General features: G+C 59.6%; 14 protein-coding genes. 13 read left to right on the top strand and 1 reads right to left on the bottom strand.

What is annotated here, in order from left to right; translation table 11 throughout:
- Nucleotides 1–2: 2 nt before the first annotated feature.
- From BMZ36_RS09780 to BMZ36_RS09740, 9 genes are all read left to right on the top strand, one after another.
- The gene (locus BMZ36_RS09780; RefSeq protein WP_091195355.1) at nucleotides 3–1,049 is read left to right on the top strand and encodes an MlaD family protein; all 1,047 of its coding nucleotides are present in this window, start codon (nucleotides 3–5) and stop codon (nucleotides 1,047–1,049) included.
- Nucleotides 1,046–1,648 carry an ABC-type transport auxiliary lipoprotein family protein gene (locus tag BMZ36_RS09775; RefSeq protein ID WP_091195350.1) on the top strand — a complete coding sequence of 201 codons (603 nt, stop codon included), beginning with the start codon at nucleotides 1,046–1,048 and terminating at the stop codon, nucleotides 1,646–1,648. The genes BMZ36_RS09780 and BMZ36_RS09775 overlap by 4 nt, the downstream gene beginning before the upstream one ends.
- Before the next feature lie 106 nt (nucleotides 1,649–1,754).
- Nucleotides 1,755–2,498: an RNA polymerase sigma factor FliA gene (locus BMZ36_RS09770; RefSeq protein WP_091195345.1), complete on the top strand. Its 744-nt coding sequence runs from the start codon at nucleotides 1,755–1,757 to the stop codon at nucleotides 2,496–2,498.
- A 23-nt stretch (nucleotides 2,499–2,521) separates the two neighbouring features.
- Entirely contained in the window at nucleotides 2,522–3,265 is a 744-nt protein-coding gene (locus BMZ36_RS09765) for a flagellar motor protein (RefSeq protein WP_091195341.1), read from the top strand.
- 4 nt (nucleotides 3,266–3,269) lie between these two features.
- Nucleotides 3,270–3,710, top strand: coding sequence for a hypothetical protein (locus tag BMZ36_RS09760; protein ID WP_091195338.1), 441 nt, complete (start codon nucleotides 3,270–3,272; stop codon nucleotides 3,708–3,710).
- A gap of 471 nt (nucleotides 3,711–4,181) precedes the next feature.
- A complete protein-coding gene (locus BMZ36_RS09755; RefSeq protein WP_091195335.1) occupies nucleotides 4,182–6,197 on the top strand; it encodes a TonB-dependent receptor plug domain-containing protein in 2,016 nt (671 codons plus the stop codon).
- An 8-nt stretch (nucleotides 6,198–6,205) separates the two neighbouring features.
- Nucleotides 6,206–6,760, top strand: coding sequence for a YfiR family protein (locus BMZ36_RS09750; protein ID WP_091195332.1), 555 nt, complete (start codon nucleotides 6,206–6,208; stop codon nucleotides 6,758–6,760).
- Nucleotides 6,761–6,763: 3 nt separating this feature from the next.
- Nucleotides 6,764–8,644 (top strand): putative bifunctional diguanylate cyclase/phosphodiesterase, encoded by a 1,881-nt coding sequence (locus BMZ36_RS09745; RefSeq protein ID WP_091195327.1) that lies wholly within the window; start codon nucleotides 6,764–6,766, stop codon nucleotides 8,642–8,644.
- A 123-nt stretch (nucleotides 8,645–8,767) separates the two neighbouring features.
- Nucleotides 8,768–11,134: a DNA translocase FtsK gene (locus BMZ36_RS09740; protein WP_091195324.1), complete on the top strand. Its 2,367-nt coding sequence runs from the start codon at nucleotides 8,768–8,770 to the stop codon at nucleotides 11,132–11,134.
- 51 nt (nucleotides 11,135–11,185) lie between these two features.
- On the opposite strand, the gene BMZ36_RS09735 is transcribed toward BMZ36_RS09740, so the two are convergent.
- The gene (locus BMZ36_RS09735; protein ID WP_091195318.1) at nucleotides 11,186–11,503 is read right to left on the bottom strand and encodes a hypothetical protein; all 318 of its coding nucleotides are present in this window, start codon (nucleotides 11,501–11,503) and stop codon (nucleotides 11,186–11,188) included.
- 248 nt (nucleotides 11,504–11,751) lie between these two features.
- On the opposite strand from BMZ36_RS09735, the gene rpmB reads away from it, so the two are divergent.
- The 4 genes from rpmB to BMZ36_RS09715 all read left to right on the top strand — a co-directional run bounded on the left by rpmB (nucleotide 11,752) and on the right by BMZ36_RS09715 (nucleotide 15,647).
- Nucleotides 11,752–11,985 (top strand): 50S ribosomal protein L28, encoded by a 234-nt coding sequence (gene rpmB / locus BMZ36_RS09730; protein ID WP_091195314.1) that lies wholly within the window; start codon nucleotides 11,752–11,754, stop codon nucleotides 11,983–11,985.
- A 17-nt stretch (nucleotides 11,986–12,002) separates the two neighbouring features.
- Nucleotides 12,003–12,158: a 50S ribosomal protein L33 gene (gene rpmG, locus BMZ36_RS09725; RefSeq protein ID WP_091195311.1), complete on the top strand. Its 156-nt coding sequence runs from the start codon at nucleotides 12,003–12,005 to the stop codon at nucleotides 12,156–12,158.
- 221 nt (nucleotides 12,159–12,379) lie between these two features.
- Entirely contained in the window at nucleotides 12,380–13,540 is a 1,161-nt protein-coding gene (locus BMZ36_RS09720; RefSeq protein ID WP_091195308.1) for an ABC transporter substrate-binding protein, read from the top strand.
- A 22-nt stretch (nucleotides 13,541–13,562) separates the two neighbouring features.
- The gene (locus BMZ36_RS09715; protein ID WP_091195305.1) at nucleotides 13,563–15,647 is read left to right on the top strand and encodes an ATP-binding protein; all 2,085 of its coding nucleotides are present in this window, start codon (nucleotides 13,563–13,565) and stop codon (nucleotides 15,645–15,647) included.
- The last annotated feature ends 22 nt before the right edge of the window (nucleotides 15,648–15,669 follow it).

Here is a 15,669-nt window from a genome sequence, read left to right as displayed (position 1 = left end):
TCATGACCGAACACAAAACCCATTACCGCCTGGGGCTGTTTGTCCTGGCCTCGCTGCTGATCAGTGCCGGCCTGATGATCGGCTTGGGCGCCAAGAAATGGTTCACCACCTACACGATGCTGGAAACCTACTTTGACGAATCGGTCCAGGGCATCGACATCGGCTCCAAGATCCGTTATCGCGGTGTGGTGGTCGGCGAAGTCAGCGAACTGGGGTTTTCCCATACCCGCTATGAGCAGGACAAACCGGTCAAGGATCGTTACCAGTACGTCATGGTACAGGCCAAGATCAAGAACGACGTGTTCGGCGATCCCAAGATCGCCACGCCGGACCAGGCCACACTCAACGAAGGCATCGCGCGCGGCTTGCGCATCAAGCTCACGCCACAGGGTCTGACCGGCACCAGCTATCTGGAAATCGACTATGTCGAATCTGGCCAGAACCAGATCCTTCCCATCGACTGGAAGCCGAAAAATCTCTACATCCCGTCCACCAAGAGCACGGTCAAGCAGTTCGTCAACGCCTTCCAGGATACGCTGGGGCGCCTGCAGCGCATCGACATCGAAGCCTCGCTCACCCGCCTGAACCGCGTACTGGAAACCACGGAGCGCAAAATCGAGGCAATTCCAATGGAGCGCATCGGCCAGAATGTCGAGCGATTCTCGGATCAGCTTGCCAAAGCACCGGTCGGCAAACTGGCCAGCGAGGCCAGCGCGTTGGTCGCGGAAGTACGCGACAGCAACCGCCACCTCAACAAGCTGCTGGCCGATCCAGCACTGGCTTCCGCGCCGGCCGACATCGCCGCCAGTGCCAAGCGGGCGCGCGAGCTGCTGGAAAATCCGGAACTCAACCAGACCGTCGCCCGTCTCAACCAGTCGCTGGGCCGCATCGACCGGCTGCTCTCCAGCCGCGACCAGGAAATCTCGGCGCTGGTCGACAACCTCAACGAGATCAGCGCCAACCTCAAATCGCTATCCGAAAACGCCCAGCGCAACCCGGCCGGGCTGTTACTGGGAGCACCCCCGAAACCCTACGAGCCGCCACGATGAAAACGCCAGCCATTCGCACCTTCCCGCTGCTCGCCGCCCTGCTGCTGGGCGCGTGCAGCCTGCAAACCGCCGCGCCGGAAAAAACCGTCTACCAGTTCGGCGCCGCGCGTTCCGCATCGAAAACCGGCGCAGCCCAAGCCCGCTTCGGTCTGTTGCGCGTGCAGGATTTCCGCGTCACGCAGGTCAACCGCACCTCCAGCCTGGTCTACCGCGAAACCGACCAGCGTTACGTCGCCGATCCCTACCGTATTTTCGTCGCCCCACCCGCCACGCTGGCCGCCGAGCGCACCCGCGCTTGGCTAGCCGCCAGCGGCCTGTTCCGCGCAGTTGCTCCGGCCGGCAGCCTGCTGGCCGCCGACCTGACGCTCGAAGGCGAACTCGCCGAGTTCTACATCGATGTACGAGAACCCAAAGCGCCGACCGCCGTCGTTGTCCTGCGCGCCTGGCTCGTCGGCAGGAACGATGCGCTGGTCCGTCCGGAATGGCGCTTCAGCAAGCGAATCGCGCTCGATTCACCTGACGCCGCCACGGCTGTCGCGGGCTTCGACCGGGCGCTGGCCGAGGCATTGAGCGATCTGGAAATGACACTGGCAAAATAACGGATTATTTTGGGGAGTTTCGTCTTTCCGGACAGTCTGCTTCGGTAGGCATAGCCGCCTGATGAAATAGGCTCTAAACTGAAAGGCGTTTATTCAAGACCTCGTCATGGCCAGTCCGCGCGCACTTTCGCTCTATCAATCCACGCAATCCACCGCCGAAGGGGATCGCGTCGCCCAGTACATGCCACTGGTACGGCGCCTGGCCTACCATCTGGTCAGCCGCCTGCCGGCCAGCGTGGAAGTGGACGACCTCTATCAGGTCGGCCTGATAGGCTTGATGGATGCCGCGCGCAATTTCGATCCCAACGCCGGCGTGCAGTTCGAGACCTATGCCTCCCAGCGCATCCGTGGCGCGATGCTGGACGAACTGCGCAACTCGGACTGGCTACCGCGCCAGGCACGGCGCAACATGCGCGCAATCGAAAGCGCCGTTGCCAAGCTGGAACACCAGTTGGGCCGCGCGCCACAGGAAAGCGAAGTCGCAGCCGCGATGCAAGTTCCGCTGGCCGAATACCAGGGCATGCTGGCCGACGCACGCGGGCACCAACTGGTACATTACGAAGACTTCGAGGAAAGCGACGAAAACGACCAGCTCGACCAGTACGCCGCCGACCATGAAGCCGACCCCGACAGCATCCTGACCGACGCGGCCTTCCGCAAGCTGCTGATTGAGGGCATCGAAGCGCTGCCGGAACGTGAAAAACTGATGATGGCGCTCTACTACGACGAGGAACTCAACCTCAAGGAAATCGGCGCCGTGCTCGGCGTGACCGAATCGCGCGTCTGCCAGCTCCACAGCCAAGCCGTGGCGCGGCTACGAGTCCGGCTCAAAGACTGGCTGGGCAAGTAACCAGCATATTTTCAGGATATTGAATGGACAAGATCAGCATCATCGGCATCGCACTGGGGTTGGCCGCCATCCTGCTCGGGCAGGTACTGGAAGGCGGGCATCTGGGCTCGCTGTTACAGCTTACCGCCTTCCTGATCGTGATCGGCGGCACCACGGGCGCCGTGATGCTGCAAAGCCAGACACGACACTTCATCGCCGGCGTGCGCATGCTGGGCTGGATTTTCGTTCCACCGCAGCTCGATTTCCGCAAGGTACTCGCCACGCTGATGAACTGGGGGCAACAGGCGCGTCGCAACGGCTTGCTGGCACTGGAAGCCTACATGCACAGCGAAAAAGACCCCTTCGTGAAACGCGGCCTGACCATGGTGGTCGACGGAGCCGAGCCTGCAATCGTATTGCGCGCGATGGAGCTCGACATCGAATCCTACGAGGAACACGCCCGCGCCGCAGCGCGCATCTGGGAATCCGCCGGCGGCTATTCGCCCACTTTTGGCATTCTGGGCGCGGTGCTCGGTCTGATCCATGTGATGGAAAACCTCTCCGACCCCTCGCGCCTCGGCGCCGGCATCGCCGTCGCGTTCGTCGCCACCATCTACGGCGTGGGCGGCGCCAACCTCTTCTTCCTGCCGATAGCCACCAAACTCAAGTACTACATCGCCCTCGAAGTCCGCCGCCGCGAGATGCTGGCCGAAGGGCTCTACTCCATCGCCAACGGCGAAAACCCGCGCCTGCTGGAAAACAAGCTGGCGGGGTATTTGCATAGTTAATTTGATGCAGAACCGATTCAGCCTCAAGCTGCTGGTCGCTGCCATTTTGTCTATCCCGCTACTGGTCGCGGGGGACTCATCTCAACTAGTCCTTGGCAGTCTGTTCAGTTATCGCCTGAACCGGATTGAAGTGCCGACGCAACTTTCGGCCTTGACTCCTTTTGACTGGAACGAGGTTTGCGCTTCACATCCCTACGATGGAGACTTCCGGCACCCCGTGACCGGGCGAATCTATCCCGCTCCGTTGGAGCATGCCCACGACGGCACATGGGTTCTGCTTTTTCTAGACGCGAAGGGCGAACCGCGTCATCTGACAGGAAAGAGCCCGTTTATCGAGGATTTCTCTGGTTGTATTCTGCGGCGTCACGCCATCATTTCGCCTTCTGCCGCTGGCCGCCAGAGCAAGACATTCAGCGTGCAATCATCTGCCTCTCCACGAGAGTAAACTGGCGCGGCATTCAAACAGCAAGCGCTGCTTACGCAATTGCCACGGGAACAGCGAACCGCGAGGGATACAAACGTGGGCAGCTATTGTTTCCATTGCAGACGGTTTTCCTTCCCCTCAGCCAGCGCCGAGGAAGCGGAGCGAGACAAGTTTGTTTACAAAATTGGCTCGCGACCGACCGAGGGTAGCCCGGAGGGCCGCCAAGCGGGGGCGCCTTCTTTTGGTTTCTTTTCTTGGCGAGACAAGAAAAGAAACTCGGCCGCCGGGACGAACTCCCGGCATTCAAACCAGCGCGCCGTCAGGCGCATAACACCATCCGCCGACCCCGCTTCGATTCGCGGATTTCATCCGCTCCCACAGCCATCCCGTCGCTGGCGAGCAAGCCCGCGCTGGACACGCATTGCCGTTCTATAGCACCATCGCTGTCTGGCGGCTCCATCCTTGCTGATTTTCTTTGAAAGAAGAGAAACCATGCCTTTGCACACTCTCTCCCCTCTTCTCGAGCGCCGGAAGAAACGGGGCAAGAGCTTGCATCTTTCCCGGCTCGCCTGCTGGGGAGCCTTGTTATTCTCGCCGCTGGCTGCGGCCTCGCTCGAAGCCGGCAAGCTGATCGACCTGCCGCTCGAAGAGCTGCTCAAGATCGAGGTCGTCAGCGCATCGCGCTTTGCGCAGTCCACCACAGAAGCCCCCGCCACGGTTGCTGTAATCGAAGAAGACGAGTTGCGCCAGCACGGCTACCGCAATCTGGCGGAAGCGCTCGTCACGGTGCCCGGTGTCTATTCCAGCAACGACCACAACTACACCTACCTCGGTGTGCGCGGTTTCAACCGTCCGGGCGACTACGGCACGCGCATCCTGCTCCTGACCGACGGCGCACGGCGCAACGATCCGCTCTACGACCAAGCCCTGTTCGGCAATGAAGCGCCCATCGAGATCGACTGGGTCAAGCGCCTTGAATTCGTGTCCGGCCCGGCTTCGGCCGTCTATGGCCCGAACGCCCTGTTCGGAACGGTCAACACGGTCATGCTCGAAGGTGGCGACATCAACGGCGCCCGGGCATCGCTCGATGCCGGGACCTGGAACACCCAGCGCTTCGGCCTCGTAGCGGGGCAAAAGCTGGAGGGCGAGCGCGACTGGTTTCTGGGCCTGGCGGCCTACCAATCCGGCGGCGAGAACTTCTACTTCCCCGAATACCACAACGGCACCAGCAACGGCCGCGCCGACGGCCTCGACGGCGAGCGCTACCACAAGGCGTACGCAAAATTCCGCTGGGGCAACTGGCGGCTGGCCGGCAATTTCAGCTCGCGCACGAAAGACCTGGCCACCGCACCGTGGGGCACGATGTTCGGCGCGGACGGCACCTGGAACCGCGACACAACCAGCCTGATCGAGCTGCGCTACGACGGCGACAACCACAAGGGCTGGCAGCCGAGCTTCCGGGCGTATCGCGGCGGTTACCGCTATGACGGCAGCTACCGCTACGAAACTTCGCCCAACTCGAAAGACCGCGCCACAGCCGAGTGGCTGGGCAGCGAGTTCCACCTGGCCTATACCGGTTTCGCCCAGCACAAGCTGATGGCTGGCGTGGATGCGCAGTGGAATACCCGCGTCGAGCAGGTCTATTACGAGACCGATCCAAGGAGCGCGATCCTCGACACCAACAATCCGTCGCGTGTCGTCAGCGTCTTTGCCCAGGACGAATGGCGTTTCCTCCCGGAATGGCTGCTGAACCTGAGCTTGCGCCACGACAAGCACAGCGACTACTCGGGCGTCACCTCGCCGCGGGCGGCGCTGATCTGGAATGCCACCCCGCGTCTGGCCCTGAAGGCCATGCTGGGCAATGCCTACCGTTTCCCCAATGCCTACGAGCGTTTCTACCACGACGGCAACGTCACGCAATCGGCCAACCCGAACCTCAAACCGGAGCAAATTCACAGCCGGGAGTTGTCCGCCACCTATCGCATCGGACAGGGCGGGCGCGTCGGTGCCAGCTTTTACGACAACGACATCCGCAACCTGATCGACCAGGTAACCGATTCGTCCGGCGTTTCGACCTATACCAACCTTGGCAAGGTCCGGGCTCGCGGCGTCGAACTTGATGCCGAAAACCGCTGGAGCGGCGGCTACCGCCTGCGCGGCAGCGTGAGTTGGCAACGCAGCAAGCTGGAAAACGGCGGGATACTGGCCGACTCGCCCAAATGGCTGGGCAAACTGGTCGCCGACGTTCCGTTGCCCCATGGCTGGATCGCGTCCGGGGAAATGCTCGGCGTTGCAGCGCGCGATGGCAACAACGGCGCAGTTCCCGGTTACGGCATCGTCAATCTGAAGCTGTCGTCGGCCAGAAGCAACAAGCTCGGGCAGGTCAGCATTGCCGTCTACAACATCGGCAACCGGCGCTACTACGCGCCCACCAACGCCTATCTGGTTCAGCATGCCGTCGAACAACCCAGACGCCAGTTCATGCTGCGCGCAACATTGGGGCTCTGAGCGGAAAAATGGTTTCCTTCCGATCCAGCCTTTCACGGAAAGCCTGCGCCATAGCGCTGCTGGCACTGTATCTCGCCGGCGCCCCGGCCACGGCCAGCGCCCAACCCCGAGCATCCGAGCCCGCGCTCAAGGCAGCGATCATCGTCAACATGCTGATGTTCGTCGACTGGCCGCAATATCCCGGGTTGATTTCGAACCAGCTGCGTATTTGCTATCTTGACAGCAGTCCGGTAGCGGAAGCCCTCAACGAGGCCAACGGAAAATCGATCAGGAACAAAACCGTGCAGGTGCAAAAGAAAAGTATCGATACGCTTCGGAGTTGCAACGCGATCTATCTGTCTTCGGCAGATCAGCCCTTGCTACCGGAAGTCTTGGCCTTGGTTCGCGACCAGCCTGTTCTGCTGGTCAGCGATTCGCCGGCCTACCTCCAGCAAGGAACCATGCTGAATCTGGACGTGGCTGCCGGCCGTATCGTTTTCGACTTCGATCTGCGCGCTGCCCGACAAGCCAAACTGCAGGTCAGTTCCAAAGCGCTACGGCTTGCCAGACGCATCATCGAATAGACCATGGAAATATTCGCCCTCACACGCGACACCAAGCGCCTGAACCTGCTGACGACATCGGTATCGGTGCTGGTTGCCTTCCTGCTCTTGATGACCCACCAGTATCTCTCCGGCCACAAGCAGATGCAGGAAGAGCTGCAAACCCAAGCCGCCATCGTGGGCGCGAACAGTGTCGCTGCACTGGTTTTCGACGACGGCAAAGCCGCACGCGAAAGCCTCGGGACCATTCTGCTCAACCCCCGCATCCTCGGCGGAGCGTTCTATCTTGCTGACGGCTCGCTGTTTATCGTGGCCAACGACACCGACCGGATTTTCCCGGATCGCATCGACCCGCGCGCGCAGAACACCCCGCCAGTTGGCAAGACCGAACTGCAGCGTTTTACCGGCTTGCTGCGCACCGAAATCAGCCAGGACGGCAACCGGATCGGTTCGCTCGTGTTGCATGTCAGCCACAGGCAGCTTTACCTGAACCTGCTGGAATACGCGGTCGGCCTGGCTGCCATCGGGCTCGTCGCGCTTTTGCTTGCCCGCCGCTTCACCGCCGGGCTGAGAAACAAAATGGCACTCACTGAGGGCCAGCTTGAGCAGATGGCTCTTTACGACCGGATCACGGGCTTACCCAACCGGCGCTTCTTCGAGCACGAACTGAAGAAAGCCATGATTCGCATCAAGCGGGAAAAGGAAAACGCGGCGCTGTTCCTCATCGACGTCGACGACTTCAAGAAGGTCAATGATCTTTGCGGCCACCATGCCGGCGACGAAGTACTGGGGATGATTGCCGATCGCTTGAAGAAAAGCGTTCGCGACGACGACATCATCGCCCGCATAGGCGGCGACGAATTCGCGGCGATCCTGTTCAAGGTCGGCGATCCGCGCAATGTCGAACGTGTCGCCCAGAAAATGATCCAGGCCATGACAGAGCCGTTTCCAACGCAGCCCATCCCGAGCCACGTCGGCCTGAGCATTGGCGTGACGATGATGCCCAACGACAGCGAAGATCCGGCCACATTGATCCGCTGGTCCGACATGGCCATGTATGCAGCCAAGGCCCAAGGGAAAAACCGCGCCCAGTTTTTTTCCGAAGAAATCAACCGCAAGATCCGCAACGACCTGCAAATCGAGGCCGGGTTACGCCAGGCCATCAAGGATCCCGGCAGCGGCTTGTATGTTGCCTATCAGCCTCAAGTCTGCGCCACGACCCGCGAAATTGTCGGGGTTGAAGCATTGATCCGCTGGCGGCAGGATGACGGCAAATCCGTTTCGCCCGGCGAATTCATTCCCGTCGCCGAGAAAACCGGCCTTATCATCGAGATCGGTGCCTGGCTGGTCGGCCGGATATGCCGGGATCTTGCCCACATGCGGCAAAGCGGCATTGAGTTGCCGAAGATCGCGATCAACGTCTCGCCCAAGGAAATGACGCGCGGCACCGCGATCGTGGGCAATGCCTGCCTGACGCTCACGGGGTTCGGCGAGAGCGTGGAGCGTTTCCAGTTCGAGATCACGGAAAACGCCCTGATCGACGAAAATGCTTCGGACGTACTGAAAGCCTTCCATGACGCCGGATTCACACTGGCCATCGACGATTTCGGGACCGGCTACTCATCGCTCGGCTATCTCAAGCGCTTCCGGGTCAGCACGCTGAAAATCGACCAGCAGTTCGTGCAAAGCCTCCCCGGCGACAACGAAGATGCAACCATTGTCTCTGCCGTGATCCAGATGGCCCAGGCGCTGGGAATCACCGTCGTGGCAGAGGGCGTAGAAACGGAAGCGCAGGCGGCGTTCCTCACCGAGCACGGTTGCGACATTCTGCAAGGCTACCATGTCGGCCGGCCGATGCCCGTTCATGAGCTAGTGACGTTCATCCACGGGCAACACACCACGTAGCCCGATACCTGCGACCGCGGCAACGCCCGCCCGCGGCAGCCCTTGCACCGTTACACACTTTACCCCTTACTGCGCCCCCGCCGTTATAATCGGGCAAACAATCAGGTACATACATTTTATTCAATGGCCATCTTCCGCAAGAAAAACGTCGCCAACGTCTCCAGCCGGGCCGCACTGCCGCCGCAGCTCGCCAACCTGCTGCGTGAGTCGTGGTGGCTGCTTCTGGTCGGCCTGGTCATCTATCTCGTGCTTGCACTCGCCACCTACAACCCGGCCGATCCCGGCTGGTCGCACAGCGCCACGCGCGGTTCCATCTACAACCGAGGCGGGGCGTTCGGTGCCATCATCGCAGACCTTCTGCTCTACCTGTTCGGACTTTCGGCTTGGTGGTGGGTTGTTTTCTGCTTTGGTGCAATCCTCTGGGGCTATCGCCGCATCGACCGCGTCGAAGACGAATCGCGCCACGTGGTGTTCTTTGCCTGCACCGGTTTTGTCATACTGCTCCTGGCCAGCAGTTGCTTTGAGGCGCTGCGCCTGCACAGCCTGAAAATCGCATTGCCGCTCGCGCCGGGCGGCCTCTTCGGGGTTGCGCTCGCGGGCTGGCTCAACACGCTGCTGGGTTTTTCCGGCGCCACGCTGGCACTGGTCGTGGCATTCGGCCTGGGGCTCTCGCTTTTCTCCAATATCTCGTGGCTGGATGTCATGGAAAAGGTCGGCGGGGGTCTGGAATTCACCTTCTTCAAAACCCGTAACCTGATTCAGGCTGCGAACGACCGCCGCATCGGCCGCCAAGCCGCGGTCAAGCGCGAGGAGCGCGTGGTCGAAGAAAAGAAAAAGCAGGTCGACAAACCGCCGGTCCGCATCGAGCCGCAACAACTCGAAGTACCTGTCGCCAAAGCCGCCGCCAAGGCGTTCGAAAAACACGCCGAGGAAGAAAAGAAGAAAGCGGTTCAGCCCACGCTGTTCGATTTCGGCGACATCCCCCTGCCAACCGGGGATTCCATGCTCCCGCCGGTCACATTGCTGGCCCCTCCGCTTGCAGCCCAGGAAACCATCAGTCTGGAAACACTGGAATACACGTCGCGCCTGATCGAAGCCAAGCTCGCCGAATTCAACGTCTCGGTCAAGGTCATCGCCGCCTACCCCGGTCCGGTCATCACCCGCTACGAAATCGAGCCTTCCGTGGGCGTCAAGGGCGCGCAGATCGTCAACCTGATGAAAGATCTGGCGCGCGCGCTGGGGCTGGTTTCGATCCGCGTCGTGGAAACCATACCCGGCAAGACCTGCATGGGTCTGGAACTGCCGAACCCCTCCCGCCAGACCATCCGTCTATCGGAAATCATCTCATCCGAAACCTACCACCAGCACCACTCCAAGCTAACCATCGCGCTCGGCAAGGACATCACCGGTCGCCCGGTCGTCACCGACCTCGCACGCGCACCGCACATGCTGGTCGCCGGCACCACCGGCTCGGGCAAATCGGTCGGGGTCAACGCCATGATCCTGTCGATGCTCTACAAATCCACGCCCGAAGAAGTGCGCTTCATCATGGTCGACCCGAAGATGCTGGAGCTTTCCGTCTATGACGGCATTCCGCATCTCCTGGCGCCCGTGGTCACCGACATGAAGCTCGCCGCCAACGCGCTCAACTGGTGCGTGGCGGAAATGGAAAAGCGCTATCGCCTGATGAGCCACGCCGGCGTGCGCAACCTCGAAGGCTACAACAAGAAGATCCGCGAAGCCGCCAAGGCTGGCCAGCACCTCACCAATCCGTTCAGCCTGACGCCGGATAACCCCGAGCGCTTGGATCCGCTGCCGCTGATCGTGGTCATCGTCGACGAATTCGCCGACCTGATGATGGTCGCCGGCAAGAAGATCGAGGAACTCATCGCCCGTCTGGCGCAGAAAGCGCGCGCTGCCGGCATCCACCTGGTGCTCGCCACCCAGCGTCCGTCCGTGGACGTAATTACCGGCCTCATCAAGGCCAATATCCCGACACGCATGGCCTTCCAGGTCTCCAGCAAGGTCGACAGCCGCACCATCCTCGACCAGATGGGCGCCGAAGCCCTGCTCGGCCAGGGCGATATGCTGTTCCTGCCACCGGGCACCGGCTACCCGCTGCGCGTGCACGGCGCTTTTGTGGCTGACGACGAAGTGCACAAGGTCGTGGAATACCTCAAGCAGTTCGGCGAACCGGAATATGAGGAAGGCGTACTCAACGGCGGTTTCGAAGCCGAAGCCGCGAGCGGCGGCAGCGGCCTGCCATGGGAAAGCGGTGGCAGCGGAAACGACGAATCTGACCCGCTCTACGACGAAGCCGTGGCGTTCGTCCTCAAATCACGCCGCGCCTCGATCTCTGCCGTACAGCGACAGTTGCGCATCGGCTACAACCGCGCCGCGCGCCTCATCGAGCAAATGGAAGCGGCCGGCCTCGTCAGCTCGATGGAGACCAACGGCAACCGTACGGTGCTGGTTCCGGCGCAGGAGTGATTGGGCGCCTTCGGAACTTGGGGAAGCTCTCTGCAATTGTTCAGCGCCTCCCTAAACCTTGATGAACAGGCGGCCAGCCAGTGCCTGATCCGTGGACCGGCGAGCAATGAGCCGCCTGTCGTTTCCGGTGCGGGTATCAAGCGGACCTTTCCGGCCCAGCTGCCGGCGGTCGCCGCTACGTCGCTCCACGTTGTTTCTGCGCTCAACCCCATCCCACCCGGTGCCGGCAAGGCTTTGCAAACCATCCGATACCGGTGATTCCTTCGAGGACGTACCTGTCGAACCTTGAGGTAACACATCAGTCCGCGCGGCCGGCTTGGCCGGAGTCACGGCCCGCTCCTCAATGGAAAGAAGTTGAAGGATATCCACGATTTTTCCGAAAAATCATTGCATTAGGAAATTGATCGTCAAAAATGGAATAAGCTTTAGGCGTGATACTTTATCGACCGACGAAAGGCATTCCGGCGCACCCCCGTTGAAACGCAGAGCATGCTGGCACACCAAAACACCCTTTCCGCCCCGAACGGGAGAGGGCAATTTCAACAAGCACTTGAACAGACTTGCAAATCCGTGTTATAAATTCGCCCTTTCTAGAAGTCCAAGCAGGAAACTGAATCATGGCACGAGTATGCAAAGTCACCGGCAAGCGTCCTGTGACCGGGAACAACATTTCCCACGCGAACAACAAAACCAAACGTCGTTTTCTCCCGAACCTGCAATCCCGCCGTTTCTGGGTTGAGAGCGAAAACCGCTTTGTGCGTCTGCGCGTTTCCAACGCCGCCCTGCGCACCATCGACAAGGTGGGCATCGAGGCCGTTCTGGCCGACCTGCGCGCCCGCGGCGAAATCTAAGTTAAAAGGCAGCCATCATGCGTGACAAGATCAAGCTCGAATCCAGCGCCGGCACCGGCCATTTCTACACCACGACCAAGAACAAGCGCACCATGCCGGAAAAGATGGAGATCAAGAAGTTCGATCCCGTCGTCCGCAAGCATGTGATGTACAAGGAAACCAAGCTCAAGTAAGCCGTTTCCGGTGACGCATACTCGAAACCCCGCAGCCGCAAGCTGCGGGGTTTTTTATTGCGCGTCCGCCATGAAAAATCGCCGGAAATTTTCTATGCTGAAAAAGGTGCGGCCGGGAGCCTTTTTGCCCCCCCCAAAAAAGAGTCTTTACAAACCATCCAAGCCATCTCTTGAGTGCACCAGCAAACCTGTGAAACGCGCAGCCTTGGAGATGACTTGCCATGCCCCCCAAAACCCCGCAACTCCGCAAAACACCATCGTTTCGTCAAGCTCTGGCATTCTTGCTCACAAGCCTTGCAGGACTCTCCCTCTCTGCCTGCTCCGGGAAGAAGCCCGTTCTTGTCGGTTTCGTCGCCCAGATGACCGGCACACAGGCTGAACTGGGCGTTCAGGAACGCAACGGCGTTCAACTGGCCGTGGAAAAGATCAATACGGAAGGCGGCATTGCGGGGCGCAAGATCGAACTGGTCATCCGTGACGATTTCGGCATACCTGAAAAAGCCCAAGCCGCCGACGAAGAACTCATCAAGGCCGGCGTCGTCGCCATCATCGGGCACGCCACCAGCGGGCAAACCATGGCCGGACTGAAAATTACCAACCCGGCCAAAATGGTCATGATCAGCCCGACGGTATCCTCCCCGGCACTGAGCGGGCTGGATGACCATTTCTTCCGGGTCTACCCCACATTCAAGGACAGCGCACAGGCCTTCGCGGAATACGTCTACAAAACCGGCGGACTGAAACGGCTGGCCGTCATTCATGACACAGACAACGCAGCTTATGCCAAAACGTACAGCACGACGTTTTCAGAGAAATATGTCGCCTTGGGCGGCGTCATTTCGGGCGAAGGCAGCTTCTCGTCGAAAGCTCGCCCCGACTTCTCGCCCCTGCTGACGCGATTGCGCGGCGGAAAGGCGGAAGGACTACTCGTCATCGCCTCCGATATCGATACGGCGCTCATCGCGCAAAAAACCCGCATCATGGATTGGAAAATTCCCCTGTTCACCTCGGCCTGGGCGCAGACGGAAACACTAATCAGCAACGGGGGCAAGGCTGTGGAAGGATTGAAACTTGAGCAATCCTATGCGCTGAGCAGTTCGACTCCCGCCTTTGTCGAATTCAGGAACAGCTATCAATCCCGGTTCGGCAACGCGCCGTCGTTCGGCGCGGCATTCGGCTATGAAGCCGCCATGGTATTGGCCAAGGCGCTGAAAAAAACGGGGGGTTCGTCCGCCAAACTCAAGGAAGCCCTGCAGGAAACCAGGAATTTCCAGGGCTTGATGGACAATTTCTCTCTTGACCAATATGGCGACGTTCAACGGCCTTTTTACTTGAGCGGCATCGAAAACGGGAAATTTGTGATTCTCGGCAAACTGAATTGATCCTGCCTGCGCGGGCTGCACCATGACAAAAGACGGGCTACTTCCTCCACTCAGGCACGTATTTTTAAGCCTGATTCTGTTCCGCGTATTCCTGCCGCTGCTTGCAACAGGAATCGGCGCAGTTGCGGGAATGAGTTATCTGGGCCTGAAATTTTTGCAAAATCAGCAGCAACAGGTCGTGCAATCCCTGTCCCGGATCGTGGATCATCATCTCGATCATGGCGGAAGAATCCTGGACGCCGTTGCCCGCATGGCCGAGGCCTCGGGCGAGAAAAACCTGCAGGTTTTCATGAAGAGCACATGGGAAGCCTACGGTTACTTCGACACCCTGTACCAACTGGACGAAAACGACAACATCGTTCTGATCATGCCGCCCGAGCCGAATTACGCGGGCTTGGACATGTCGAATCTTCCGGACTTCAAAAACGTCTCGAATAAGAATTACAGTATTTCCCGCCCCTTCATTTCGGTCCGGACCGGCGCCCCGACCGTCTACCTGGTCCGAAAGCTTGCCAAAGGCGGCAGCGTGGTAGGGGAGCTGAACCTCGGCGTCTTCCAGAAAGAGATCGACCGCATTTCCAGCGGTCTTGGCAAGGATTTCGTGTTCATCATGGATCAAAGTGGCACCCTGCTGGCGCACCCGGACGCGGCGCAGGTCAAGCAGCAGACAAACCTGAGCAATCTCGGGATTTTCCACAGCATGCTGACGGGAATATCCGAAGACTTCTATGCGTATGGCCAAGAAAAAGTACTGGGAAGCGCTACGCGGGTGGAAAAAACCGGCTGGCTGATCGTGAACCAGCTCCCCCTGTCCGTTTTCATGGTCTCATATGCTTGGATTTTTGCCCTGATTTTCAGTGCATCTCTTGCGATATGGATCACACTGGCCTGGAACCTGCGCAAACGGATACAGAGGCACTTCATCGCGCCGCTGGAGCAACTCAGCCGGAGCGCCAACTCGCTGGCCATGGGCGATTTCAGCCAGGTCAATACGCTCACAACCATCCCTTCGTCCTTTGCTGAATTGCGCAAGCTCGCCAGCGATTTCCAAGCCATGAGCAGCATTCTGCATGCCAGGGAAACGGACCAGCAGAGCGCCCATGACGAACTGGAAATCCGCGTTGAGAAAAGAACGGAAGAGCTTTTCGTCATCAACAACAACCTGCAGGCCACCACCGCACGCCTTCAGCAATCCAACCAGGAATTGCACAGCGAAATTGCCGAACGCAGGCGGGCACAAGCACTGCTGGCGCAAAAAGTAGTGGAAATCGAGCTTGCGCATACCGAGCTGAAAAACGCCCAGTCGCAAATGCTCCAACAGGAAAAAATGGCCTCCATCGGGCAACTGGCCGCCGGGGTGGCCCATGAAATCAACAACCCCATCGGCTTCATCAACTCCAACCTGGGAACGCTCAGGAACTATGTAACCGAATTGCTCGATGTCGTCGATGCCTATGCCGGCTGCCACTCCTGTCCCCCGCAAGACATGCCGGCATTACTTGGGCGAATCCAGGTCATGAAGCAGAACATCGACTTCACATTCCTGCGCGAGGACATCCGCAAGCTGATCGACGAATCCATGGATGGAGCTACACGGATCAAGCGAATCGTTCAGGATCTGCGCGATTTCTCCCGCATTGGCAGCAGCGAATGGATATGGACGGATCTGCATGCCGGCCTGGACAGCACGCTCAACGTATTGGGCAGCGAGATCAAGGATAAAGCCGTGGTCGTATGTGAATATGGCACGCTGCCACAGGTGGAATGCATCCCGGCCCAGATCAACCAGGTATTCATGAACCTGTTGCTCAACGCAACCCAAGCCATTACCGGCCAAGGACGGATCACCATTCGCAGCGGCTCCGACGCGGATGAAGCATGGATATCGATCACCGACAATGGCAAGGGAATTCCAGCGGAAGCTATCGCCAGGATTTTCGATCCCTTCTTCACCACCCGGCCCGTAGGCGCCGGAATAGGTCTGGGGCTGTCGGTGGCGCACGGCATCGTCAAGAACCACGGAGGAAAAATCGAAGTCATGAGCCAGGAGGGACAGGGATCGACATTCATCATTCGCCTCCCGATCCGGCACTTGCATACAACATAAAATTTCAGAAAACACCGTTCAA

Source organism: Formivibrio citricus (genome assembly GCF_900115065.1).
GTDB classification, from domain to species: Bacteria; Pseudomonadota; Gammaproteobacteria; order Burkholderiales; family Chitinibacteraceae; genus Formivibrio; species Formivibrio citricus.
The sequence above is the reverse complement of the archived record's forward strand: the minus strand, read 5'-3'. Positions and strand labels throughout refer to the sequence as shown.

Coding starts and splice junctions, on each gene's coding strand:
- BMZ36_RS09780 (WP_091195355.1), top strand. CDS start 3: ATGACCGAACACAAAACCCATTACCGCCTGGGGCTGTTTGTCCTGGCC.
- BMZ36_RS09775 (WP_091195350.1), top strand. CDS start 1,046: ATGAAAACGCCAGCCATTCGCACCTTCCCGCTGCTCGCCGCCCTGCTG.
- BMZ36_RS09770 (WP_091195345.1), top strand. CDS start 1,755: ATGGCCAGTCCGCGCGCACTTTCGCTCTATCAATCCACGCAATCCACC.
- BMZ36_RS09765 (WP_091195341.1), top strand. CDS start 2,522: ATGGACAAGATCAGCATCATCGGCATCGCACTGGGGTTGGCCGCCATC.
- BMZ36_RS09760 (WP_091195338.1), top strand. CDS start 3,270: ATGCAGAACCGATTCAGCCTCAAGCTGCTGGTCGCTGCCATTTTGTCT.
- BMZ36_RS09755 (WP_091195335.1), top strand. CDS start 4,182: ATGCCTTTGCACACTCTCTCCCCTCTTCTCGAGCGCCGGAAGAAACGG.
- BMZ36_RS09750 (WP_091195332.1), top strand. CDS start 6,206: ATGGTTTCCTTCCGATCCAGCCTTTCACGGAAAGCCTGCGCCATAGCG.
- BMZ36_RS09745 (WP_091195327.1), top strand. CDS start 6,764: ATGGAAATATTCGCCCTCACACGCGACACCAAGCGCCTGAACCTGCTG.
- BMZ36_RS09740 (WP_091195324.1), top strand. CDS start 8,768: ATGGCCATCTTCCGCAAGAAAAACGTCGCCAACGTCTCCAGCCGGGCC.
- rpmB (WP_091195314.1), top strand. CDS start 11,752: ATGGCACGAGTATGCAAAGTCACCGGCAAGCGTCCTGTGACCGGGAAC.
- rpmG (WP_091195311.1), top strand. CDS start 12,003: ATGCGTGACAAGATCAAGCTCGAATCCAGCGCCGGCACCGGCCATTTC.
- BMZ36_RS09720 (WP_091195308.1), top strand. CDS start 12,380: ATGCCCCCCAAAACCCCGCAACTCCGCAAAACACCATCGTTTCGTCAA.
- BMZ36_RS09715 (WP_091195305.1), top strand. CDS start 13,563: ATGACAAAAGACGGGCTACTTCCTCCACTCAGGCACGTATTTTTAAGC.